Genomic DNA, 22,695 nt, shown 5'->3' on the forward strand with positions numbered 1-22,695 from the left:
CTCCAGGATGTCCTTGAAACGGGGGCCGAGCGGGCTCAGCAGCGCCCACGCCCAGAAGTTCACGGCGAACCCGACCGTGGCCAGGGCCAGCATCAGCCAGGCCCGGCCGGGCACCGGCGCACCCGGGGCCACTCTGCTGCTCTCCGTCGTCGACGACTGGACCATGCTGTCCGTCCCTTCCCTCTTACCCACGGTGGTTCTGCGACTCGGGGAGCACCGGAACCACAGGCCTCTTGCCTGCGGATCGGCAACCCCTCAACCACTGTCCGCTTCCGGATGCCTGGGAGACATGGGCCATGGGTCCCTGCCGCGGGGCTGACGGTCCCCGGGCCGGATCCGGCTGTCCCCCCTCTTCGGACCCGTGCCCCAGACTGCTCGCGTGACCTCCTTCGAAACCGCGGCTGCGGCCGTCCGTTGCCGGGCCACGAAATTAGGGCCGACCGGCCCTACTCGGCACCGGGCGACCACGCTGAGGATGGTGTGATGCTCGAGAACGACGCCTTTCGCATTCTCGACCGGCAGGAGTGCCTTCGCCTCCTGGCCAAGGTGCCGGTCGGCCGGGTCGTGTACACCCGGCATGCGCTGCCCGCGGTCCTCCCGGTCAACTTCTCCCTGGACGAGGACACCTCCGTCCTGCTGTACACCTCGGCCGTCTCCGACCTCGTACGCGCCATCGACGGGGTCGTGGTCGCCTTCGAAGCGGACGAGTTCACCGCGGCCACCCATTCCGGCTGGAGCGTGGTCGTCACCGGCCTGGCCACCGTGGTGACCGACCCCGCCGAGCACGAACGCCTGTCACAGACCGGCCCGCGTTCCTGGATGCCCGTACGGAACGGAGTCTTCGTACGCATCGAGTCCGAGCTGGTCACCGGACGCGAGCTCACGGGAGCCACCACCACGCAATGAGCCGCAGCCGGAGCGGCGCGCCCGTTTCTGGCTCCCGTCCGGTCGGCAGGGGCCCTGCCGACCGGGCACGGTCATGCGGATGGAGCGATCCTCACACCGGAGGCTGCCGGCCCGGGTACGGGCGCGGGATGCGGTGCGGCATGCCCGGCCGCGCGCGGCGTGCGGCCGCCCTCGGGGCCGTAGCCGAACCTGATCAGCAACTGCGGGCAACGCCGCTGCCGTGATCCGCCCATCGCCGCCCGCAGATCCATCCATTCCATCGCCTGATGCAGCATCGAGGTGCGCACCCCATACGCGGTCGCAGTGAGCAGGACATGCTGCAGCGCCTGGCCCGCCCGCAGCCAGTCCTCCCGCCGGTCCCATGCCGTCCACAACAGTGCCACCTGCGCATGGCGTTCGAAGTGCAGGGCAGGAAGATGCGGCACGGGCAGCCTGCCGGTGAAGTCCCGCATCGGTATCCGCCCGGACGCGTCCAAGGCCCCTACGGCGGGCACCGGGATGCCGTAGCCGGCGTCTCGTCCCGGGGCGGTGAGCCAGCCGCGCGCCTCGGCCGTGCGGCCCGGGTGGGATGCGTTGCGGACCTCGCCCGCCTCGGTCAACTGCAGCAGGCGCCGGGTCCCCACGATGTCGGGAACGTCCAGGCGCGCTCCCTCCACCCGTGCCGCACTGATCATCTCCGTCACGATCGGCTCCGGCACCGGGCGGCCGGTGAAGGGCATCCGGCTGGTGTGCCGCCGCTCGATGGCCTCGTACAGGTGCCACAAGGGCGCCGGCCCGTCCTTGGCAGGCCCGGCCAGTCGCACGGTGGCCAGCAGGCCGGGATCGTCCGCGGCGGGCAGCAGCCGGACGACCGGCTCCCAGCCCAGGTGCGCTGCGGCCACCCGGAGGTTGAAGACGGCCGCGCCCACCGACAGGTGCTGGGCGCGCAGATCCGGATCCGTCATCGGCAGCCGCCGTCCGGGGTCGGCGCGGACCTCGACCGACCGGATGTCCGGGCCCAGGCCGAACCGCCAGGGCTGCGTGTTGTGGATCGACGGCGCCGCCACCGCCGCGGCCAGCAGGGACTGGACGGCTCCGGCGTCGACTTCGCGGGTCTGCATGGCGGCTCTCCTCTTCTGCACGGCTCCCCCCGTATCGCCCACCCTGCGGCACCTTTCCCGCCCGCGAGAGGGTTGACCGGCCCCTCCCGGCGCGCCATACGGCCTCAAAGCGAGCGCCGGACGACGGCGGGCGATAGTCGCCCCGGGGCGGGTGAGGTCGCATGGTGAGGCGTCGCGTATGCGCGGCTGGGTCCGCAGCTCAATGACGCCGAGTGTGGGCGTCAGACGGGCGACCACCTGATCCTCCACGTCGACAAGCACAAAGGGCCGCGCGCCCAGCGTCTGCAGCATCCACGGCGCACTCGGCCGCACTCCCGGCCTTGGGACCGCCGGCCCTCCCCGCAGGCCGAACGTCACTGGTCGCCGGAGCGGCGCGGTGTTGTCATGGGTAGGGAAGACGGCGCGTACGAGCCGGCGCGCCGCGGTCGGACCGGGCGGTCGGACCGCTGCCGACCCATCGCAAATCGGAGGAGGCCGATGCCATGCTGCACCGCCGCACGGTCGGTGACGTGATGACCGAGGAGGTCGTCACCCTCCGCACCAGTACGCCGTTCCAGGAGGTGGCCGCACTGCTGGACGCGAACGACATCGTCGCGGCCCCGGTCGTCGACGCCGACGGCGCCCCCGTCGGCGTCGTGTCCGCGTCCGACGTGCTGCGGCACGAGACCGGTATGCCCGATCCGCAGGGGCAGGACGGGAACGACGAGCGCGCCTGGAGCAAGGCCCGGGCCCGGACCGCAGGCGCGCTCATGAGCAGCCCCGTGTTCACCGCCCGCGCCGACTGGACGATCCCCCGGGCCGCGCGGGAACTCCGCAGACGGCACGTCAAGCAGCTGCCGGTGGTCGGCGACGACGGGCTCCTCACCGGCATCGTCAGCCGCAGCGACCTGCTCAACGCCTTCATCCGCTCCGACGTCGAGATCCGCGACGAGGTGGAGCAGGACGTCCTGGGACGCATCCTCGGCCTGGACGAGGGCACCGTCGCCGTCGAGGTCCGGGACGGTGTCGTCACCCTGCGGGGTCACGTCCCGGCATCGCGTCTCGTCCCGGTGGTCGTGAGCCTCTCCCAGGCCGTCGACGGTGTCGTCGCCGTGGACGCCCACCTCTCCGTCACCCGGGCGGGCCAGACCACGCGGTGAGCGCGGCCCTGGCCGACCCGGCAACGCCGGCCCGAACGCACCGGTCGCCCGGCCTGCACGGCTTCCGCAGCAGGCCGGGTCGCCGGACCTCACGCGCGCGCACTCTGCGACGCCCCTCAGCCTTCCGCGTGGGCCAGCCACAGGTCGGGGCCGAAGACCTCGTAGCGGATGCGGCGGGCGGGAATGCCCGCCTGGAGCAGCTGGGCCCGCACACCACGCATGAAGGGCAGCGTGCCGCACAGGTAGACGTCGGCGTCGGCGGGCAGGTCCAGTCCGGCGAGGTCCATCAGTCCGGTGCGGGCGCCGGGTTCGGCGGCGGCGTCCTGCTCATACCAGAACTCTGCCCGGGCCCCGGTCAGTTGGTCGACGAGGCGGCGGGTGTCCGCGCGCAGAGCGTGGTCGGCCGGTGAGCGGTCGGCGTGCAGCACCGTGACCGGGCGGGCGGCGCCGGTCGCGGCGAGGTGTTCGAGCATGCCGACCATGGGGGTGCAGCCGATGCCGGCCGAGACGAGGAGCAGCGGGCTGTCGGCGTCGTCGAGGACCACATCGCCGAACGGAGCGGACAGGGTGAGTTCGTCACCGGCCCGGACAGCGCGGTGCAGCTGGTTGGACACCTCGCCCTCGGGGGCGTCGGCCACGCTCGCGACCCGTTTGACGGTGATACGGCGCTGCCGGTCGCCGGGGGCGCCAGACAGGCTGTACTGGCGCAGCTGGTGTATGCCGTCGGGCATCTTCACCCTGACGCTGACGTACTGGCCGGCGCGGGCGGGCGGTACCGGGTCCTCGTCGGCCGGGCGCAGCAGGAAGGAGACGGCGTCGGGGGTTTCCTCGCGCCGTTCCACCACCGTCCACTGCCGCCACGGGTGGCGGGGATCGACCTGCGCCTCCTGGTAGAGACGGGCCTCCCGGGCGATCAGCGCGCCGGCCATCAGCCAGTACACCTCGTCCCAGGCGGCGGCGACCTCCGGCGTGACCGCGTCGCCGAGCACATCGGCGATGGCACGGAAGAGGTACTTGTGGACGATCGTGTACTGGTCCTCGGTGACACCGAGTGCGGCGTGCTTGTGGGCGATCCGGGACAGCAGCGCGTCCGGGCGGGCGTCGGGGTCGGCGAGCAGAGCCTGGGCGAAGGCCGCGATTGACCCGGCGAGAGCACGACGCTGGTCGCCGCTGGCCTGGTTTCCTCGGTTGAACAGTCCGTCCAGCAAATCGGGTTGCTCGGCGAACATGGTGCCGTAGAACCGCGTCGTGATCTCGTTCAGGGCCCCGCCGACGGCGGGCAGGGTGGCGCGGACGACGGTGGCCGACTCGGGCGAAAGCATGGGTCTCCTCAGTAGTGGTGTACAAGGGGGGCGGCGCTCACCATCGTGGCGGGTCCGGGTACTGGGGCGGATGGGCCGGTCGGCCTTCTCCGTGAGGCCAGTCGGCTCATGTGAATGTCGGGCGTCCCGAGACCGGACCCGTCGGCCGGGTCGTGCGGCAGGAGTGGCCCGGCTACCTCGCGGTCCGTGCGGCCCATGGGTGCGCGCCTGGTTTTCGTGCGGGTCGCCAGTGATCGGATGCGCCAAACACTTCCCAGGACAATCGTCGACGAGGACCGGACCGATTTGTCCCTCGTCTCGTCCCTGTGCGTGGCGTTGGAGCTGCGCGAGGACCGTCTGTCGCGGCCGCCGTGACCGCCGCGAGGACGAAACGCCCCACAACCAGACGGCCTTCGCGCCCAGAGGTCAGGTCAGGGCACTCCTCCGGCACGGGGCTTGATACCGGTGCTACCGGTCGCCTGCCGGAGGATGCCTCCCTGGCACGTGCTGTCGCCCGCGAACGCCCCTGCTCTGCCCGGTCTGGTGCCGGTCAGGCTGCGGCGGGGCCGCCGGCACCGGCGGGTTCCGGGGCGGGCAGCATGGTCAGCAACATGACGCTGGGCTCGGTGGCGCGCACGGTGTGCGGCAGCCGTGCGGGCAGGTGGATCCAACTGCCCGGCAGGGCCTCGGTCTTCTCCTCGCCCAGGACGAGGTCGAGACGGCCCTGAACGACCTGGATGACCACGGGCAGGGCGGAGGTGTGCTCGGTCAGTTCCTGGCCGGCGGCGAACGCGAAGCCGACCACGCGCAGGCGGTCATCGCGGTACAGGACACGGCTGAGGGTGCCGTCCTCGGGCACGGTCAGCTCGGCGGCCAGGTCGCTGATCACGGTGGCGGACATCTGGGGTACCTCCTCAGGGCTGGGACGGGGTAGGGACGGCGAGCAGACTGATCGCTCCCAGGTGGGCGCTGTGGCGTTGGAAGACGCGGCGCATGTGCAGCACGCGGCGCAGGGCGGCCGGGTCTCGCAGCGCCCGTCCGGCGATGCGCAGGGCCGGGATCAGCCCTTCGTCGGCGACGAGCCGGCGCGGTTCGAGCAGCGCCATCGGTGCCGTCTTGTGGGCGGTGACGGTGAAGCCCTCGTCGGCGAGGAGTTCACGCCAGTCGGTGGGCGTCAGCGGGCGGGCGCCGACATGGATGGCGTCCTGCAGATCCGCGGTGATCCGGTCGGCGAGTGCCGGGTCGAGGTCGTCGGGCAGCAGACACAGTTCGTGAATGGCGTACCGGCCGGTGGAGCCGTCGAGGAGACGGCGTGCTTCCCGTACGACGCGTCGCTTCGCGGGGTAGGGCTGCATCGTCAGCATCGCCTCGCCGTACACGATGCTGGCCTCGCCGTCCGGCAACTTGGTGTCCGCGGCGTCCGACCGCACGGCACGCACCTCGGTCGGGCCGGGGGCGGCGAGGGCGCTGAGCGCGGCTACGGCGGCGGCGTCGCGGTCGACGGCGGTGTAGGTGGCCGGGCGGCGGGCGAGGGTCAGCCGGGCGGTGGCCCCGAGGCCGGCTGCGAGCTCCACGACCCGGTCCTGCGGATCCACGCCCAGGGAGTCCAGCATCCACCGGGTCAGCTCCACGCCGCCGGGGCGCAGCACCCGCTTGCCCAGGCGGGCCAGCAGCCAGTGGCCTGGCATGCGGGCGGCGTCCAGTCCGTCGCCGGGAATGGGGATGTTCTTCTGCAGGGCCGAATGGTCCGTCGATGCCATGGTCGTTTGCCTCGCTCTCTGCTGCACTGTTACTTAGGCAAACCTAACTTGGATGTATGGCAGCGTGCGGGGGCCGAACGTCCCGATTGAAGGGCCCAGTGGACCCGTCCCGCCAAGTTCCGATTCCTGGGCTGTGGTGCGGCGGTGGGCGTCGGGTTCGCTATACGGCGCCGACGCCGGGGCCGTGCTCGGTCTCACCGGCCCACCGGGCGGCGAGTTCGCCGGCCTGCCGGGCTGCGGCGACCACCGCTTCAGGACCACCGCCCGCCCGTCCCGCCGCGTACCCGACCAGGAAGGTCGTCAACGGGGCGGCGGGTCGGGCGACGCCGTGGGCGGCATCGCCGGCGAGGGCCAGGAGCAGGGCCCGGTCGACCTCGATGTCGATGCCCAGATCGGCCTTCACGGCGGCCGTCCATTCCTTCAGTACGTCATCCATGATCGTCGATCTTTCGTCCGTGGGACCTGTGTGCCGCTTGCGCGGGTGTGGCGGTCGGTCACAGCAGGCTGCTCCAGTACGGCCAGAAGCGGGTGAGCACGAGTAGCGCGATCAACCCGTACCAGGCACCGAGCAGCAGCCAGTGCGTGTCCCGCACGACGTACAGCACCCCCCGGGGCACAGGAACGATCCCCCGTTCCAGGCAGTGCAGGGTGACGTACCAGAAGAGGGCGATGGTGACGATCCAGACGACGGCGCAGTACGGGCAGAGCTTGTTGAGCTCGTACAGCGACTGCCAGATCAGCCAGTGCACGAACACCACCCCCACCAGCCCCCCGGCGTCCAGCGCGAGCCACAGCCGCCGGTGCAGGCGCGCCCCGGAGAGCACGGCGATGCCCAGGGCGGCCACGGCGGCGAAGGCCCCCAGTCCGAGCAGCATGTTGGGGAAGCCGAACAGGCTGCCCTGCGAGCTGGACATGACGCTGCCGCAGCTCACGACGGGGCTGATGTTGCAGGGGGGTTGGTAGGCGGGGTCACGCAGCAGCCGCCAGTCGTCCACGGTGAGCTGGAACGAGGCGAGCCAGCCGACGATCCCGGCCAGGAGCATCACCAGGCCCGTGCGGCGGCTCGCGGCCACTGTGTGCACCCGCCGGGCGGTCGTGTCGTCCGGTGCGAGCGCGGGTCTGTGACTCATACGGCTCACCGGCGGCCGGAGGCCGACCGGGGTCGGCCCGCAGCTCTCGGGGCTGTGGCCGGTGTTGCGGTGCGCCTGCGGTAGACCAGGTAAGGCCGGGCCAGATATCCGATCGGCGCGCTCCACACGTGCACGAGCCGGGTGAACGGCCAGGCCGCGAAGAGCAGGAAGGCGCTCAGGGCGTGCAGTTGGAACAGCAGCGGTGCTCCGGTGATCGCCTCGGGCTGCGGCTGGAGGACGAACAGGCCGCGGAACCAGACGGAGACGGTCGAGCGGTAGTCGTAGCCGCTGCCGAACACGTTGTGGGCGGCGGTGGCGGTGATGCCGAGCAGGACGGTGGCGGACAGCAGCGGGAAGAGGAACTTGTCGCTGCGGTCGGTGCCGAGGCGGATCCGGCGGGTCAGCAGGCGGCGGGCGCAGAGCATGCCGAGCCCGGCGACCATGGCGACGCCCGCCACGGAACCCGCCCAGACGGCTGTGGTGTGGTAGGCGTGCTCGCTGATGCCGACGGCCTCGGTCCACGAGTCGGGGATGGCGAGTCCCACGACATGGCCGGCGATCACCATGAAGGCGCCGAGGTGGAACAGCGGGCTGCCCCAGCGCAGCCAGCGGTGTTCGAGGAGCTGGCTGGTGTGGGTGGTCCAGCCGAACTGGTCCTGGCGGTAGCGCCAGATGTGCCCGACCACGAAGACGGCGAGGCAGATGTAGGGGATGGCGACCCACAGCAGGAGGTCGGTGCCGCTCGTCGGCGCGGCGGCCGACGGGGAGAGGGATGCGGCGTTCATCGGGTGCCTTCCATACGGGTGGTGGTCGGGGAAGCGGGCGGCACACGGGTCGGCGGGGCGGGCGCCGGCGGCACGAACGTGCCCGGAGGCGCGAACTCCCCCTCCCCGTACGTCCCGTAGGGGTCGAGGCCGACCTCCTCGTTCGGTGGCCCCTCGGCCACGAGCTGGGCCACCGCCACGCGGTCCGCCTCGGTGGGCGGCGGCAACAGGGTGAGCAACGCGCCGAGGACATGCCGGTAGGGGGAGTCGGCGTCGGTCAGCGCCCGGTGGATCAGCTCCAGGCCGCGCCGGTGCTGGCGCAGCGGCGCCTCGCCGCCACCCGAGCCTGCCAGGGCGGCGAACTCCAGCACGACCGGCAGGTGATCGGGCAGTTCACCCCCGTCGGTGTCCCACCCCGCGGCCTTGTACCGCTGGTTCAGGGTGAGCAGGGCCATGCCCCGGCGGCGGGTGTCGCCGTGCAGGTAGTAGGTGAGGTACAGGCTGCTCTTGCGCCGCAGGTCGAACATCTCGACGTAGTGCCGCTCAAGAGCCTCCGTCTCCTGGCCCGTGAGCCAGGTGGTGAAGACGGCCAGGTCCTCGGCGGCCGGCGAGGACGGCAGCGCCTCGACGGCGGCTTTCAACACCGGCCGGGCGGTGGCGAGTTCGGCATCCGGGTACTGCAGCAGCAGCGAGCACAGCCGCAGCAGCAGGGTACGTGCCTCGGCCTCCTCCGGCGTGAGCCGGCCCGGGCGGCGTACGGCCGCCCGGACGCGGGTGCGGACGAGGGCGGGAATCGATGGGGGTCCCCCCAGGCGTCCAGCACTGGGGGAGGGCAGCGGGCTCACGGGCGTTCTCCGGCGGGGGCTTCGGGCGCACGGCGGCGCAGGGTGGGAATGCCGAGCATCACCCGTCGGCCACCGGCGTCCGCCGGGTCGCCGGACGATTCAACCGGGCAGCGGTTCTCCATGGCGCTCAGCGCGGCCGCGTCCTCCTTGTGGGCGGCGGGGACGACGTACCGGTCCTGGTACTTGGCGACGGCGAGCAGCCGGTGCATGTCCTCCGCCTCACGGGCGGTGAGGCCGACGGCCTTGAGTACGGCCTCGTCGCCGTCCTCGCCGAGGGTGCGCTCGCGCATGTACGAGCGCAGCGCGGTGAGTTTCATCAGCACCCCGGCGACCACGTCGGCGTCCCCGGCGGAGAACAGCTCCGCCAGGTACTCCAGCGGGATGCGCAGCCGGGTGACGGCGGCGAAGACGTGGTCGGGGTCGTCCTGGTTTCCGCCCGCCGCGTCGACGGCGTCCAGGACGGGGGAGAGCGGCGGCACGTACCAGACCATGGGCAGCGTGCGGTACTCCGGGTGCAGCGGCAGCGCCACCTTGTAGCGCATGACCAGGTCGTACACGGGGGAACGGCGGGCGGCGTCCAGCCAGTCCTCGGGGATGCCGGACTCCCGTGCGGCCGCGATGACTTCGGGATCGTGCGGGTCCAGGAAGACGCCGCGCTGGGCGTCCAGCAGGTCGTGCTCGTCGGGGGTGGCCGCGGCCTCGCCGACGCGGTCGGCGTCGTACAGCAGCAGTCCGAGGTAGCGCAGCCGGCCCACGCAGGTCTCCGAGCAGACGGTGGGCTGCCCGGCCTCGATGCGCGGGAAGCAGAACGTGCACTTCTCGGCCTTGCCGGTGGCGTGGTTGACGTACACCTTCTTGTACGGGCACGCCGTCACGCACATCCGCCAGCCACGGCAGCGGTCCTGGTCGACCAGGACGATGCCGTCCTCGACCCGCTTGTACATCGCGCCGGACGGACAGGCCGACACGCAGGCCGGGTTGAGGCAGTGCTCGCACAGGCGGGGCAGGTGGAAGAGGAAGGTCTGCTCGAACTCGAACTTGACCTTCTCGGCCCATTCCCCGGTGAGGTTGGGGTCGCCGCCGGCGTTCTCGGGCGCGCCGCCGAGGCCGTCCTCCCAGTTGGCGCCCCACGTGATGGACGTGGGTTTTCCGGTGAGGACCGAGCGGGGCCGGGCGACCGGCATGTCCGGGCCGGCGGGGGCGCTGACCAGGTTGTCGTAGTCGTAGGTGACCGGCTCGTAGTAGTCCTCGATGGAGGGCAGGTCGGGGTTGGAGAACAGCGACAGCAGGCGCTTGATCCGACCGCCGGAGCGCAGGACGAGCCGCCCGCGCTTGTCGAGCATCCAGCCGCCCTTCCACTGCTCCTGGTCCTCGTAGCGGCGCGGGTAGCCGACACCCGGCTTGGTCTCGACGTTGTTGAACCAGGCGTACTCGACACCGGTGCGGTTGGTCCACGTCTGCTTGCAGGTGACCGAGCAGGTGTGGCAGCCGATGCACTTGTCGAGGTTCATCACCATGGCGATCTGAGACATCACGCGCATGTCAGTACTCCACTTGCTGGCTGCGGCGGCGGATGACGGTGACCTCGTCGCGCTGGTTGCCGGTCGGGCCGTAGTAGTTGAAGGCGTAGGTGAACTGGGCGTAGCCGCCCGCGAGATGGGTGGGCTTGAGCAGGAGCCTGGTCAGGGAGTTGTGGATGCCGCCCCGCTTGCCGGTGACCTCGGTCTTCGGCACGTTCACGTTGCGGTCCTGAGCGTGGTACATGTACACCGTGCCCTCGGGCATGCGGTGCGTGACCACGGCGCGGCAGGCGACGACGCCGTTGCGGTTGTACGCCTCGATCCACTCGTTGTCCTTCACGCCGATCTTCTCGGCGTCGGCGGTGGACATCCAGATCACCGGGCCTCCGCGGGACAGCGCCAGCATGTGGGCGTTGTCCTGGTAGTTCGAGTGGATGGACCACTTCGAGTGCGGGGTCAGGTAGCGGACGGTGACCTCCGCCCGGTCGTTGTCGTGCAGGTGCTCGTCGCCGTAGTGCCGGGGTGTGTTCAACGGCGGCCGGTAGACGGGGAGTTGCTCGCCCAGCTCGGTGATCCAGTCGTGCTGGACGAAGAAGTGCTGGCGGCCGGTGAGCGTGTGCCAGGGCTTCTTGTGCTCGGTGTTGATGACGAACGGCGAGTAGCGGCGCCCGCCGGTCTCGCTGCCGGACCACTCGTACGAGGTCATCACGGCGCGCGGCTGGGTACGGGTGTCGGCGAAGGTGATCCGCTCCGCCTCGCGCTCGGAGGCGAGTTCCACCAGGCCCTCGCTGCCGGTCTGCCGCTCCAGTTCGCGGAAGCCCTCGGTGGCCAGGCGCCCGTTGGTGGTGCCGGACAGGGCGAGGATCGCCTCGCACATGTCGGAGGCGGTGGCCAGCGAGGGCCGCCCGGCGGCGATACCGTCCCGGACGGCCCCGCAGCGGCGCCGCAGTTCGTCGATCTCCTGGTTCGGGTGGACGGTGACGCCCTTGGTCGTGGTGCCCAGGGTGTCGAGCAGGGGGCCGACGGCACGCATCTTCTGCGCGGTCGCGGCGTAGTCCCGCTCGATGACGACCAGCTTGGGCATGGTCCGCCCCGGGATCGGCTCGCACTCGCCAGACTTCCAGTCCCGGACGACCCCGCCTGGCTGGGCGAGTTCGTCCGGAGTGTCGTGCAGCAGCGGCACCGCGAGAACGTCCGTGCGGGTGCCGAGGTGGTCGGCGGCCAGTTCGCTGAACTTGTCGGCGATGGTCAGGAAGGTGTCGTAGTCGGTGCGGGCCTGCCAGGGCGGGGCGATGGCCGGGGTGAAGGCGTGCACGAAGGGGTGCATGTCCGTGCTGGACAGGTCGTCCTTCTCGTACCAGGTGGCGGCCGGCAGGACGACGTCGGAGAGCAGGCCGGTGGAGGTCATCCGGAAGTCCATGGTGACCAGCAGGTCGAGCTTGCCCTCGGGGGCCTCCTCCCGCCACACCACCTCCTTGGGCCGTCCCTCGGGCGGGGTCTCCTCGGAGCGGACCGCCGCGTCCGTGCCCAGCAGGTGGCGCAGGAAGTACTCGTTGCCCTTGCCGGAGGAGCCGAGCAGGTTCGCCCGCCACACGGTCAGCACGCGCGGGAAGTTGGCCGGGTCGTCGGGGTCCTCGGCGGCGAACCGCAGCCGCCCGGACTTCAGCTCGTCGACGATGTGCTCGGCGACGGGGCGCCCCTGGGCGGCGGCCTCGTCGGTCAGATCCAGCGGGTTGCGGTTGAAGCCGGGGTGACCGGGCGTCCAGCCCAGCCGTACCGCCTGCGCGAGCGTGTCCGCGAACGCCTTCCCCTTGAATCGTCCCTCCCCGAGCGGGGACGCCAGCTCGTCGGGGCCGAACGCCTCGTAGCGCCACTGGTCGGAGTTCAGGTACCAGTACGAGGTGCCCGCCATGTGCCGGGTGGGCCGCTGCCAGTCGAAGGCGAACGCGAGATGCTGCAGCCCGGTGAGGGGGCGGACCTTCTCCTGGCCGACGTAGTGCGCCCAGCCGCCGCCGTTGACGCCCTGGCAGCCGGTCATCGTCGTCAGCGCCAGGAAGGCCCGGTAGATGGTGTCGGAGTGGAACCAGTGGTTGGTGCCGGCGCCGAGGGCGATCATGGAGCGGCCGTTGGTGCGCTCGGCGTTGCGGGCGAACTCGCGGGCGATGCGCGCCGCCTGCTCGGCGGGGACCGAGGTGATCGTCTCCTGCCAGGCGGGCGTGTACGGCTCGGCCGCGTCGTCGTACGAGGTGGGCCAGTTGCCCGGCAGACCGGCACGCGCGACACCGTACTGCGCCAGCATCAGGTCGAACACCGTGGTGACCAGGCGCCCGCCGATCCGCCGCACGGGCACCCCGCGCACCATGACCGAGCCGCCCTCGGTGCTGCCCTCGTCGAACCGGGGCAGCGCGACCTCGGCGGTCTCCTCGGCCCGCTCGAACAGGCTCAACTCCGGTACGACGTCGGCCAGATCGAGGTTCCAGCGGCCTTGCCCGGCTTCCCCCCAGCGGAAGCCGAGCGAGCCGTTCGGCACGACCGGTTCGCCGGTTGCCGAGTCGAGGAGAACGGTCTTGGACTCGGCGTGTTCCGTGTCGTGTCCGAGGTCGGCGGCGGTCAGGAACCCGTCCGGGACGAGACCCTCACTGTGCTCGCGCAGGGAGACCAAGAAGGGGGCGTCGGTGAACTTGCGCAAGTAGTCCTGGAAGTAGGGGACTTCGCGGTCGACCAGGAACTCGCGCAGGATCACGTGACCCATGGCCATCGCCAGTGCCCCGTCCGTGCCCGGGTGCGGGGCCAGCCACTCGTCGGCGTGCTTGACGTTGTCGGCGTAGTCGGGGCTGACCGCGACGACCTTCGTGCCGTTGTAGCGGGTCTCGGTGAGGAAATGCGCGTCGGGAGTGCGGGTCACCGGGATGTTGGAGCCCCACATGATCAGATAGCCGGCGTTCCACCAGTCCGCGGCCTCCGGCACGTCGGTCTGGTCGCCGAAGACCTGCGGGGAGGCGATCGGCAGATCCGCGTACCAGTCGTAGAAGGACAGCAGGGTGCCGCCGATCAGCGACATGAAGCGGGCGCCGGCCGCGAAGGAGGCCATCGACATGGCCGGGATCGGGGAGAAGCCGGCGACGCGGTCGGGACCGTACGCCTTGACCGTGTGCACGTGGGCGGCCGCGACCAGCTCGCTCACCTCGTCCCAGTCGGCGCGCACCAGGCCGCCCTTGCCGCGGGCCCGCTTGTAGGCGCGTGCCTTCGCAGGGTCACCGGTGATCTCGGCCCAGGCCGCCACCGGGTCGCCGAGCCGCTTGCGGGCCTCGCGCCACAGCTTCAGCAGCGTGCCACGCACATACGGGTAGCGGACGCGGCTGGGCGAGTACGTGTACCAGGAGAAGGACGCCCCGCGCGGGCAGCCGCGCGGCTCGTACTCGGGACAGTCCGTGCCGATGGACGGGTAGTCGGTGGCCTGGTGCTCCCAGGTGATGATGCCGTCCTTGACGTACACCATCCACGAGCAGGAACCGGTGCAGTTGACCCCGTGGGTGGAGCGCACCACCTTGTCGTGGGCCCACCGGTCCCGGTAGAAGCTCTCCCACTTCGGGTCGCCGTCCCCGAACACGGCGCGCCCGTCGGCGGACACCTCGCGGCGGGTCAACAGTCTGCGCGCGGCCAGCGGCCAGTCTTCCGCGGCGTGCGACGCCCGGCGCCGTGCGTTCTGATCGTTCTCCATGGCTGGGAACGTTAGAAGCCGCAGGCAGTGGTGCGCCTGGGGCTGGCGGTCCCTGCCGGATGACCGTCCGGCCCAATCTGGCTGATCGTATTAGGGACCAATGGTCCCGGCGCTGGGTCCGGTCGGCGAGGGAACCGGCTGCGCCCGGCGTGCATGCTGGGCATCGATCGAACCGCAGATGCCCCTCCGTACGACCGCATTCGGTGCCTGCCAGGCGGCCAACTCCCCCGTCCCTGGCCGCCGCAGGTGCAGCGCGTACGGCGCGTGGTGCCCGGTTCGGTCGAGCGTCCGGCCGCTCACTGCGGCCGGACGCGGCATCCGCCCGAGAATCGGCACCCGGGATGCCACCCCCCACCCGCATCGGCCGGCCGAGCCGGCCCGACCTGCTGGAGACACGACCATGAGCGTGCTCACTCTCGCCTCGGACCCTCAGGACGCCACGGCCCTCGAAGGAGCCGAGGCGCACCACGCCCGCCTGGCCGGGGAGCTGGCCGGACGCGTGAAGATGCTGCTCACCGCCGTGGAGCGCAACCCGAGCGCCGCCGAGAAGATCCATGCCGATCTCGTCACCTTCTGTGACCGTTCGCTGTTGCCGCACGCCGCAGCCGAGAAAGCCGTGCTCTACCCCGTCGCCCACGGCATGCCCGAGGCCCGCCTGCTCATCGAGAGCCTGATCGGCGAACACCGCTGCCTCACCGCGCTCGTCGACGCCCTGCGCACCGCCCCCGGCCCGGCGGGCGCGGCGGCCGACGCGCGGGCCCTGCAGGTGCTCTTCGAGGAACACGTGGCCAAGGAGAACGGCCTCGTGCTGCCGCTGCTTGCCATGACGCCCGAGATCTCCCTGGCGGAGCTGCTCGCGGACATGCACCACCGGCTCGCAGGCGCCACGCCCGCCCAGGGCGCCCACGGAACCCGGGCCACCGAGGAAGGACAGGACGTGCAGGAAGAACAGACCGAGGAGACCGGCGGCTGCGGCGGAGTATGCGGCTGCGGTGGCACGGAGGATACGGCCGAACCCGAACTGGATGTGCGGGAGGTGCCGCACGCCCTGCGTCACGCGACGGTCTTCGGCGCCCTGGACGCCGTCCCGGCCGGCACCGCGATGGTGCTGGTCGCCCCGCACGATCCGCTGCCGCTGCTCGCGCAGATCGAACAGCGCAGCCCCGGCACGTTCTCGGTGGAGTACCTGGAACGCGGCCCCGAAGCCTGGCGGCTGCGGCTCAACCACCGCTGATCCGAAGACCACTCCAACCTGCCGGCGGCGCACGGACGTTGCTCCATCCGGAGCGCTCGCGCCGCCGTACCCGCAGCACACGAGGAAAGAAGGAAGACACGTCATGGACGGATCCCGCCGTTGGGCCGGAACCCTGCTCGGGACGGTCGGTGTGGCCCTGGTGGTCGCCGGGCCGGTCATGGTGCTGCGCGGTCGCAGCGGCAGGAAGGAGATCCGCACCGAACTGGCCGCCCAGAAGATCACCTTCCCCGCCCGCGGGCTGCCTGCCGAACTCGCGGCCTACGCCGGCCGGCGCGTGGAAACCGGCCCCGAGGCCCACGCCTACGCCGAGTTCATCAAGGGCAATCTCGCCCACGCCACCGGCGGCCGCACCTATGCCGAGATCACCGCGGAGCTGCACGCCGCCGGAGGCGACGACGAGAAGCTCTCCGAGCTGCGCCAGACCGCGTTCATGGGCCAGTCGCTGCGGGCCTCGCTGATGTCCGCCTACCAGGCATGGCACATCACAACGCTGGTCACCGGGCTGGGCGCCGCGCTGACCGGCCTGGGAGCCGCGCTCGTGGCCACCTCGGACGCTTTGGCACCCCGCTCCCCCGACCACTCCTGACTGTTTCTGACCAAGTCACGGCGCGCACGGACGGAACCGTGACTCTCGTCCGCCGGGGGGATGCGCACGGACGCTCCCTGCACATCCCCCGGCACGTCGTCGTCTTGCCGATGGCCCGTCCGGCTCTGTCACACCTGTGGTGAAGAGGGACCATCGGCCCTGTTCGAGAAGACCATCGGCCGCCGCGCCGACCGCCGCCGCCGGTGGATGCTGACGGCGACCGATCCGGAGGTAACCCGTGCACGACAACGTCGACCACCCTCAAGGCCGATCCCACCGCTGTCGCTCGCGGTGGGTGCCGCGCACGGCCCGGCCCGGTCACCGTCCGGCCGCCCGCCTCGTCTGCCCTGACTCCAGGGCGACCGGACACAGCCCCAGGGCGCTGGGAAGGGCCGTGCGATGAGCGCCGCAGCCCATGCCATCCGCCGCCAGCGGCACGACGCGGCCGACCGGCCCTTCATCGTCATCTGGGAGTCCACCCGCGCCTGCCCGCTGGCCTGCCGCCACTGCCGCGCCGAGGCCGTGCCCGACCGCGACCCTCGGGAGCTGGACACTGCCGCAGCCAAGGACCTGCTGGACCAGGTGGCCGCCTTCGGGCAGCCCGCCCCGCTGTTCGTGATCACCGGAGGCGACCCGTTCCAGCGCCCCGACCTGACCGAGCTCATCGCACACGGCAGGGAGATCGGGGTCCGGGTGGCCGTGTCCCCCTCCGGCACGCCGACGCTCACCGAGGAGCGGCTGCGGGCCGTGCACGCCGCGGGCGCCACCGGACTCTCGCTCAGCCTGGACGGCTCCACCGCCGAACTCCACGACGACTTCCGCGGCGTGCCCGGCGTGTTCCGCTGGACCCTGGACGCCTGGGACACCGCCCGCGCCCTCGGCATGAAGGTCCAGATCAACACCACGGTCGCCCGGCACAACCTGCACGACCTCCCCGACATCGTGCGCCTCGTCGCCGAGCACGGAGCGATGCTGTGGAGCGCCTTCTTCCTGGTACCCACCGGCCGCGGCCGAACCCTCGGCGCCCTGACCGCCGGAGAGGTCGAGGACGTCCTCAACTTCGTCTACGACGTCGGCCTGACCGTCCCCGCCAAGACCACCGAGGCCCACCACTTCCGCCGCGTCGCCCTACAACGCCAGGTCCTGGCCGATGCCGGCGACGACCACGTGGCGGTGCTCGGACTCGGGCGGCTCTACCAGGAGTTGCGCGAGCGGGCCGCGGTCCTGGGCCTGGACGCCGCCAAGCGCCGGGTACGGCGACCGCCGCTGGACGTCAACGCGGGCCGCGGCTTCGTCTTCGTCTCGCACACCGGCACCGTGCACCCCAGCGGCTTCCTGCCGCTGAGCGCGGGAAGCGTGCGCAAGACGCCGCTGACGTCGATCTACCGCACCTCAGAGCTGTTCACCGGCCTGCGGGCCGCCGACATGCTCGGTGGCCGTTGCGGGCGGTGCGAGTTCCGCCGGGTCTGCGGCGGCTCGCGCTCCCGCGCCTACGGCGTCACCGGCGACCCGTACGCCGAGGAGCCATGGTGCGGATACGTCCCCGGCTCCTTCCCATACCAACGGGAGCTGGCCGCGCTGCTGTCCGGCGGCGCCGACGCCGAGCCCGGCATGCGTGACGGTTCGGCCGCCGCCCCGGGCGGCAAGGAGAACCGTGTACCGCAGGAACGATGACCCCGCCGCCGGTGACGGTCCGCCGCCCAGCAGGTTCAAGACCTCCGGGCTGCGCAGCCGGCACCTGGCCGCGCACGCCCTGGTCGCCGCCTGGGCCGTCCTCGCGCTGCTCGCGGCAAGCGCCCAGCAGACGCTGCCGGTGGCCCGCTGGCTGGCCATCCACCTGTTCCTGCTCGGCGCCGCCACCACCGCGATCGTGGTGTGGAGCGAGCACTTCGCCGTCGCCATGTTGCACGCATCCCGGCCGGACCGGCGGTGGAGCAACGCCCGGCTGGCCGGCGTCAACGTCGCGGTCGCCGCGGTGCTGACCGGAGTGTGGGCCGACCTGCCGGTGCTGATCGGCGCCGGATGCGCACTGCTGGTCACCGCGACCGCCGCGCACCTGGTGGTCCTGGTCCGTCTGGGCCGGGGCGCGCTGGGCGGACGGCTCGCCCCGATCGCCGACTACTACCGGGCCGCCGCCGCGGCGCTGATCATCGGCGGCGTGCTGGGCTGGCTGCTGGCCACCGGCAGGGCCGGTCCGCAGTGGTACGCCGGGCTGCGCCTGGCTCACCTGCACGTCACCCTGCTCGGCTGGATCGGACTGCCCGTCCTGGGAACCCTCTTCATGCTGTGGCCCACCGTGCTGGGCGTGCGGATGAAGGACCGCACCACCCGGGTGGCGCGCTGGGTACTGCGGCTCGCCTGCAGCGGACTGCTGGTGGCCGTCGCCGCTCTGGTGGCCGGGTGGCGCTGGCCGGCTGCTGCGGGTCTCGCCGTGTACGCCGAGGGAGCGGCCGTCGCGGTGAACCTGTTCGTCCGGACCGTACGCGGCAGCCGGCCCGTCTCCGCGGCGGCGGCCTGGATGCTGGCAACGGCCACCTGCTGGCTGCTCGTCGCGGTGACGGCGGATCTGGCACTCCTCGTCACCCGCCCGCTGACGACGGCGCAGACCGGCATCGACGCCCTGATCCCCGTGCTGCTCATCGGCTTCGTCGCCCAGATCCTGATCGGGGCCCTCACCTACCTGCTGCCCATCGTGCTCGCCTCCGGCCCGAAGGAGCGTGCCGCACTGCGGGCGGTGCTGGAGCAGGGCTGGCTGCCGAGACTGGTCGTGCTCAACCTCGGCGTGGCCCTGCTCGCGATTCCACTGCCCGGCCCCGCCGACACGGCGGGCACCCTGCTGGCCGCCGCGGCCGGAATCGCCTTCCTCGCCCTGACCGCGGCCGCGCTCGTCCGCAGCGGCCGAGGGCTCCTACGGGACACCGGACGGAGCGGTGGGGCACGGAGCCCCGTCCTGTGGGGTTCCGCCGCGGGGGCCGTACTGATCGTGCTGGCCGTGCTCGTCGCCAACAGCGGCGGGAACACGAGCGGCCAGGCCGACGCCGCCGGGACGGCAGGCGCGGGCACCGGCACCACCCGCACGGTCGCCGTCACCCTGGCCGACATGCGCATCCGCCCGGCCCGGATCGAGGTCGCCGCGGGCACCGACCTGCGGCTGAAGGTCACCAACACCGACTCCATGCGCCACGACCTCAAGGTCGAGGACGGCCCCACCACCCCGATGCTCGCCAAGGGCCACACCCACGTACTCGACGTCGGGCAGGTCACCGAGGACCGCGAGGCGTGGTGCACCCTGCCGGGCCACCGGGCGGCCGGGATGGCCATGGACATCGTGGTCACCGGCGCCACCGACGGCGCGAGCGCACACGACGGCCACTCCACGACCGCCGCCACCGACGGCGCCCTGGACCTCTCCGCAGACTTCTCCTCCGGCTGGCAGCCACGCACCGCCGACCTCACCCCCGCGCCCGGCGGGACGGTCCACAAGGTCGAACTGCACGCCGCCCACACCCAGGTCGAGGTGGCCCCCGGCGTGAAGCAGCAGATGTGGACCTTCGGCGGCACCGCGCCCGGCCCCACCCTGCACGGCAAGGTCGGCGACGTCTTCGAGGTCACCCTCGTCAACGACGACACGTCCATGGGCCACGGCATCGACTTCCACGCCGGCTCCCTCGCCCCCGACGGGCCCATGCGCACCATCCAGCCCGGCAAGCGCCTGGTCTACCGCTTCCGCGCCGAGAAGGCCGGAGCGTGGCTGTACCACTGCAGCACGGCACCGATGCTCCAGCACATGGGCAACGGCATGTACGGCGCCGTCGTCATCGACCCACCCGGCCTGGCCGAGGTGGACCACGAGTACGTGCTGGTCTCTTCCGAGCTCTACCTCGGTACACCGGGCAGCACCGCGCAGGTGACCAAGATGAGCCAGAACACCCCGGACGCGTGGGTGTTCAACGGCGTCGCGAACCAGTACGCCAAGCGCCCCCTGGAGGTGAAGGCCGGCGAGCGGGCCCGCTTCTGGGTGGTCGCCGCCGGGCCGAGCGACGGCATCGCCTTCCACATCGTCGGCACCGTCTTCGACACCGTGTACAAGGAGGGCGCCTACCTGCTGAAGCCGGACCAGGCGGGCGGCTCGCAGGTGCTGGACCTGGCCACGGCGCAGGGCGGCTTCGTCGAGACGACGTTCCCCGAGGCCGGCCACTACGCGTTCGTCGACCACGACATGCGCCACGCACAAGCCGGTGCGCACGGCACGGTGGAGGTGAGCGACTGATGGACACCGTCGGTGTGTGGTCCCTGGTGCGGTTCGCACATGTGGCCGGCGCCGCCCTGTGGGTCGGCGGCCAACTGGCCCTGTCCCTGGTGATCCTGCCGTTGGCCCGCCACCTGCTCGACGCGGACGCCAAGGACCGCTTCACCGCCGCGGCCGGCCGCCGGTTCGGGATGCTGACGGGGGCGGTGTTCCTGCCGGTGCAACTGGGCACGGGCTGGGCCATGGCCTGGCACAAGGGCGTCACCTGGGCCTCGCTCGCCGAGCCCGGCTACGGCCGCACCCTGGCGGCCAAACTCGCCCTCTTCGTGCTGGTGATGCTTGCCGCGGCGGCCCACGGCATCGCCCATGCCAAGGGCCGCGCCGACCTGGCCCGGACCCTGGCGGTCGTCTCCCTCGTCGGCTCCCTCGGCGTCGTCCTGCTGGCCACCGCCCTGCCCTCCACCTGACCACCGTCACGAAGAAACGAGGAGGCATCATGCCCACCCAGGTCCTGCCGGACGCGGCCACCGTGGAGTCGCTGCTCGCGGCGGCCGTGACGGCCCCGTCGATCCACAACACCCAGCCCTGGCGCTTCCACCCGGCCCCCGACGGCCACGTGCTGGAGATCCATTCGGCGCCGGCGCGAACGCTACCGCTCGCCGACCCTGTGCACCGCGCCCAGTACCTGTCCGTGGGCGCGGCACTCTTCAACCTGCGTCTCGCCGCCGTCCACCAGGGCTGGCGCCCCGAGGTGAGGCTGCTGCCGGACCCGCACCGCCCCGGACTGCTGGCCACCGTCCGGCTGACCGGTCCACTCGCCGCGGACGACCAGCCCTCCGACCCCGGCCTCCATGAGGCCATCGCGCTTCGGCACTCGAGCCGGATGCCGTTCACCGGCCGACCGGTGCCCGAGCCGATCGTGGCGGAGATGACGGCCGCCGCGCATGCCGCGGGCGCACGGCTGCACGTGCCGGACATCGCCGGAACACGGCGGCTGCTACGGCTGACCGCCACGGCCGAGGCACGCAACCACGCCCACCCGGACCGCACCGCCGAGACCCTCGCCTGGATCAACGCCCCAGGAGCGAACGCCCCCTACGGCATCCCCGTCACCGCCCTCGGCCCGCCCGACGCGGCGGCGCGGATGCCGATGCGGGACTTCACGGGCGCACTCCCCGCCGTGCGCCTGCCGGCCCTGTGGTTCGAACGCCACATTCAGCTGGCCCTGCTGTGGACAGGTCACGACCGGCGGGAGGACTGGCTGCGCGCGGGCCAGGCCCTGCAGTACGTCCTGCTCACGGCGACCGCCCGCGGGCTGCGCACCTCGCTCCTGCACCAGGCCATGGAATGGCCCGAGCTGCGGGCCGCGATGGCCCTCCCCGGGCACAAGCGGTGCCATCCGCAGTTGTTGATCCGCTTCGGCTACGGCCCGGACGGCGCCCGCACACCACGAGCACCCGGGCACCCCGTTACCCGGCCCGTGGCACCGCCAGCAGCCGACACCGAAACGAACTGAGCGCCGGCTCGCCACCCAAGCCCCCGCGCTGTACGCGCCCGGGTTTGGGTGAGCCGTCACATCGCGCTCCCTGAAACGCAAAAGCCGACCGACCTCTGCGCCCACACCCTCTTGAACCGCGCGACACCCCCCATCCGAACCAGGCATTCGCCACTCATTCACTCTTTCCAGCTACAGACGCCCTCGATACACGTGCCGGATTGATGACGGTCTCCGCGCGGCCGGGGAGCCGTTCCGCCCTGACCTGCAGGATCCGGAACCCGCTGCGGGTGCAGATCTCCAGCAGGCGCGGCAACAGCGCCCGGCCCGTCAGATACGTCAGCCGGACCTCGACGACGATGGTCACAGCGCCAGGCACGAAGCGCGCGGTGCGCACCACCCCCGCCAACCGGCCCGGCCAACGCCATGATCACAGCATCACCCGGCCGTGGGAGTGGCTGGCGGAAGGGAGGCCCGAAACCTCCTCGCTGAGCTGGGGAGAATGGCGGTTCGGCCCCTGCGGAGACCGCAGCGCCCGTATCGCCCGTACCCTTCATGGTGTCCACGGCGTCACATAGCGGGCGCCAAACCACTGGAGGCAACACCTCGTGCTGATTGCTCAGCGTCCGTCCCTGACCGAAGAGGTCGTCGACGAGTTCCGCTCCCGGTTCGTGATCGAGCCGCTGGAGCCGGGCTTCGGATACACCCTCGGCAACTCCCTGCGCCGTACGCTCCTCTCTTCGATCCCGGGTGCGGCGGTCACGTCCATCCGCATCGACGGCGTTCTGCACGAGTTCACCACCGTGCCGGGCGTCAAGGAGGACATCACCGACCTGATCCTCAACATCAAGCAGCTGGTCGTCTCCTCGGAGCACGACGAGCCGGTCGTGATGTACCTGCGCAAGCAGGGCCCGGGTCTGGTCA

Annotated in this window: 18 protein-coding genes and 3 pseudogenes; 9 read left to right on the forward strand and 12 right to left on the reverse strand. The window is 71.8% G+C overall.

Annotated features, from left to right (window positions below):
* A pseudogene (locus ADK57_RS48735) lies at nt 1-165 on the reverse strand (MFS transporter); the annotation flags it as partial.
* A 318-nt stretch (nt 166-483) separates the two neighbouring features.
* Here ADK57_RS48735 and ADK57_RS02940 point away from each other — a divergent pair.
* The gene (locus ADK57_RS02940; RefSeq protein ID WP_053747741.1) at nt 484-906 is read left to right on the forward strand and encodes a pyridoxamine 5'-phosphate oxidase family protein; all 423 of its coding nucleotides are present in this window, start codon (nt 484-486) and stop codon (nt 904-906) included.
* A gap of 71 nt (nt 907-977) precedes the next feature.
* Here the strand turns inward: ADK57_RS02940 and ADK57_RS02945 are convergent, their stop codons facing one another.
* Entirely contained in the window at nt 978-2,006 is a 1,029-nt protein-coding gene (locus tag ADK57_RS02945) for an Acg family FMN-binding oxidoreductase (protein ID WP_053747742.1), read from the reverse strand.
* Nucleotides 2,007-2,488: 482 nt separating this feature from the next.
* Here ADK57_RS02945 and ADK57_RS02950 point away from each other — a divergent pair, with 482 nt between their 5' ends.
* Complete coding sequence (locus ADK57_RS02950; protein ID WP_053747743.1) at nt 2,489-3,145, forward strand: CBS domain-containing protein; 657 nt, start codon at nt 2,489-2,491, stop codon at nt 3,143-3,145.
* A 116-nt stretch (nt 3,146-3,261) separates the two neighbouring features.
* On the opposite strand, the gene ADK57_RS02955 is transcribed toward ADK57_RS02950, so the two are convergent.
* From ADK57_RS02955 to ADK57_RS02995, 9 genes and pseudogenes are all read right to left on the reverse strand, one after another.
* Complete coding sequence (locus ADK57_RS02955) at nt 3,262-4,467, reverse strand: globin domain-containing protein (RefSeq protein ID WP_053747744.1); 1,206 nt, start codon at nt 4,465-4,467, stop codon at nt 3,262-3,264.
* 529 nt (nt 4,468-4,996) lie between these two features.
* The gene (locus tag ADK57_RS02960) at nt 4,997-5,347 is read right to left on the reverse strand and encodes a cupin domain-containing protein (protein WP_053747745.1); all 351 of its coding nucleotides are present in this window, start codon (nt 5,345-5,347) and stop codon (nt 4,997-4,999) included.
* A 13-nt stretch (nt 5,348-5,360) separates the two neighbouring features.
* Nucleotides 5,361-6,206: a class I SAM-dependent methyltransferase gene (locus ADK57_RS02965; RefSeq protein ID WP_078972920.1), complete on the reverse strand. Its 846-nt coding sequence runs from the start codon at nt 6,204-6,206 to the stop codon at nt 5,361-5,363.
* Between the two features lie 160 nt (nt 6,207-6,366).
* A pseudogene (locus ADK57_RS02970) lies at nt 6,367-6,633 on the reverse strand (DUF6457 domain-containing protein); the annotation flags it as partial.
* Nucleotides 6,634-6,700: 67 nt separating this feature from the next.
* Nucleotides 6,701-7,336 (reverse strand): vitamin K epoxide reductase family protein, encoded by a 636-nt coding sequence (locus ADK57_RS02975; protein WP_063785917.1) that lies wholly within the window; start codon nt 7,334-7,336, stop codon nt 6,701-6,703.
* A gap of 5 nt (nt 7,337-7,341) precedes the next feature.
* Nucleotides 7,342-8,121: a respiratory nitrate reductase subunit gamma gene (gene narI / locus ADK57_RS02980; protein ID WP_053747747.1), complete on the reverse strand. Its 780-nt coding sequence runs from the start codon at nt 8,119-8,121 to the stop codon at nt 7,342-7,344.
* Nucleotides 8,118-8,945, reverse strand: a complete 828-nt coding sequence (gene narJ, locus ADK57_RS02985; RefSeq protein WP_199830461.1) for a nitrate reductase molybdenum cofactor assembly chaperone — start codon at nt 8,943-8,945, stop codon at nt 8,118-8,120. Before narJ ends, narI begins: the two co-directional genes overlap by 4 nt.
* Entirely contained in the window at nt 8,942-10,486 is a 1,545-nt protein-coding gene (narH, locus tag ADK57_RS02990; RefSeq protein WP_053747748.1) for a nitrate reductase subunit beta, read from the reverse strand. The genes narJ and narH overlap by 4 nt, the downstream gene beginning before the upstream one ends.
* A 1-nt stretch (nt 10,487) precedes the next feature.
* On the reverse strand, nt 10,488-14,186 hold the full coding sequence (locus ADK57_RS02995) for a nitrate reductase subunit alpha (protein WP_053747749.1): 3,699 nt from the start codon (nt 14,184-14,186) through the stop codon (nt 10,488-10,490).
* A 400-nt stretch (nt 14,187-14,586) separates the two neighbouring features.
* Here ADK57_RS02995 and ADK57_RS03000 point away from each other — a divergent pair, with 400 nt between their 5' ends.
* The 6 genes from ADK57_RS03000 to ADK57_RS03025 all read left to right on the forward strand — a co-directional run bounded on the left by ADK57_RS03000 (nt 14,587) and on the right by ADK57_RS03025 (nt 21,792).
* Nucleotides 14,587-15,420, forward strand: coding sequence for a DUF2249 domain-containing protein (locus tag ADK57_RS03000; RefSeq protein WP_053747750.1), 834 nt, complete (start codon nt 14,587-14,589; stop codon nt 15,418-15,420).
* Nucleotides 15,421-15,523: 103 nt separating this feature from the next.
* Nucleotides 15,524-16,027 carry a hypothetical protein gene (locus tag ADK57_RS03005; protein ID WP_053747751.1) on the forward strand — a complete coding sequence of 168 codons (504 nt, stop codon included), beginning with the start codon at nt 15,524-15,526 and terminating at the stop codon, nt 16,025-16,027.
* 399 nt (nt 16,028-16,426) lie between these two features.
* Complete coding sequence (locus ADK57_RS03010) at nt 16,427-17,701, forward strand: TIGR04053 family radical SAM/SPASM domain-containing protein (protein WP_053747752.1); 1,275 nt, start codon at nt 16,427-16,429, stop codon at nt 17,699-17,701.
* The gene (locus ADK57_RS03015; protein WP_053747753.1) at nt 17,682-20,297 is read left to right on the forward strand and encodes a multicopper oxidase domain-containing protein; all 2,616 of its coding nucleotides are present in this window, start codon (nt 17,682-17,684) and stop codon (nt 20,295-20,297) included. Before ADK57_RS03010 ends, ADK57_RS03015 begins: the two co-directional genes overlap by 20 nt.
* A complete protein-coding gene (locus ADK57_RS03020; RefSeq protein WP_053747754.1) occupies nt 20,297-20,743 on the forward strand; it encodes a hypothetical protein in 447 nt (148 codons plus the stop codon). Before ADK57_RS03015 ends, ADK57_RS03020 begins: the two co-directional genes overlap by 1 nt.
* A gap of 29 nt (nt 20,744-20,772) precedes the next feature.
* Nucleotides 20,773-21,792, forward strand: coding sequence for an Acg family FMN-binding oxidoreductase (locus ADK57_RS03025; protein ID WP_053747755.1), 1,020 nt, complete (start codon nt 20,773-20,775; stop codon nt 21,790-21,792).
* Nucleotides 21,793-21,946: 154 nt separating this feature from the next.
* Here ADK57_RS03025 and ADK57_RS50800 read toward each other — a convergent pair whose 3' ends face one another.
* Complete coding sequence (locus tag ADK57_RS50800) at nt 21,947-22,150, reverse strand: hypothetical protein (protein ID WP_234389933.1); 204 nt, start codon at nt 22,148-22,150, stop codon at nt 21,947-21,949.
* Between the two features lie 229 nt (nt 22,151-22,379).
* On the opposite strand from ADK57_RS50800, the pseudogene ADK57_RS03035 reads away from it, so the two are divergent.
* Nucleotides 22,380-22,695: pseudogene (locus ADK57_RS03035) on the forward strand (DNA-directed RNA polymerase subunit alpha); the annotation flags it as partial.

Source organism: Streptomyces sp. MMG1533 (assembly GCF_001279775.1).
Lineage (GTDB): Bacteria > Actinomycetota > Actinomycetes > Streptomycetales > Streptomycetaceae > Streptomyces.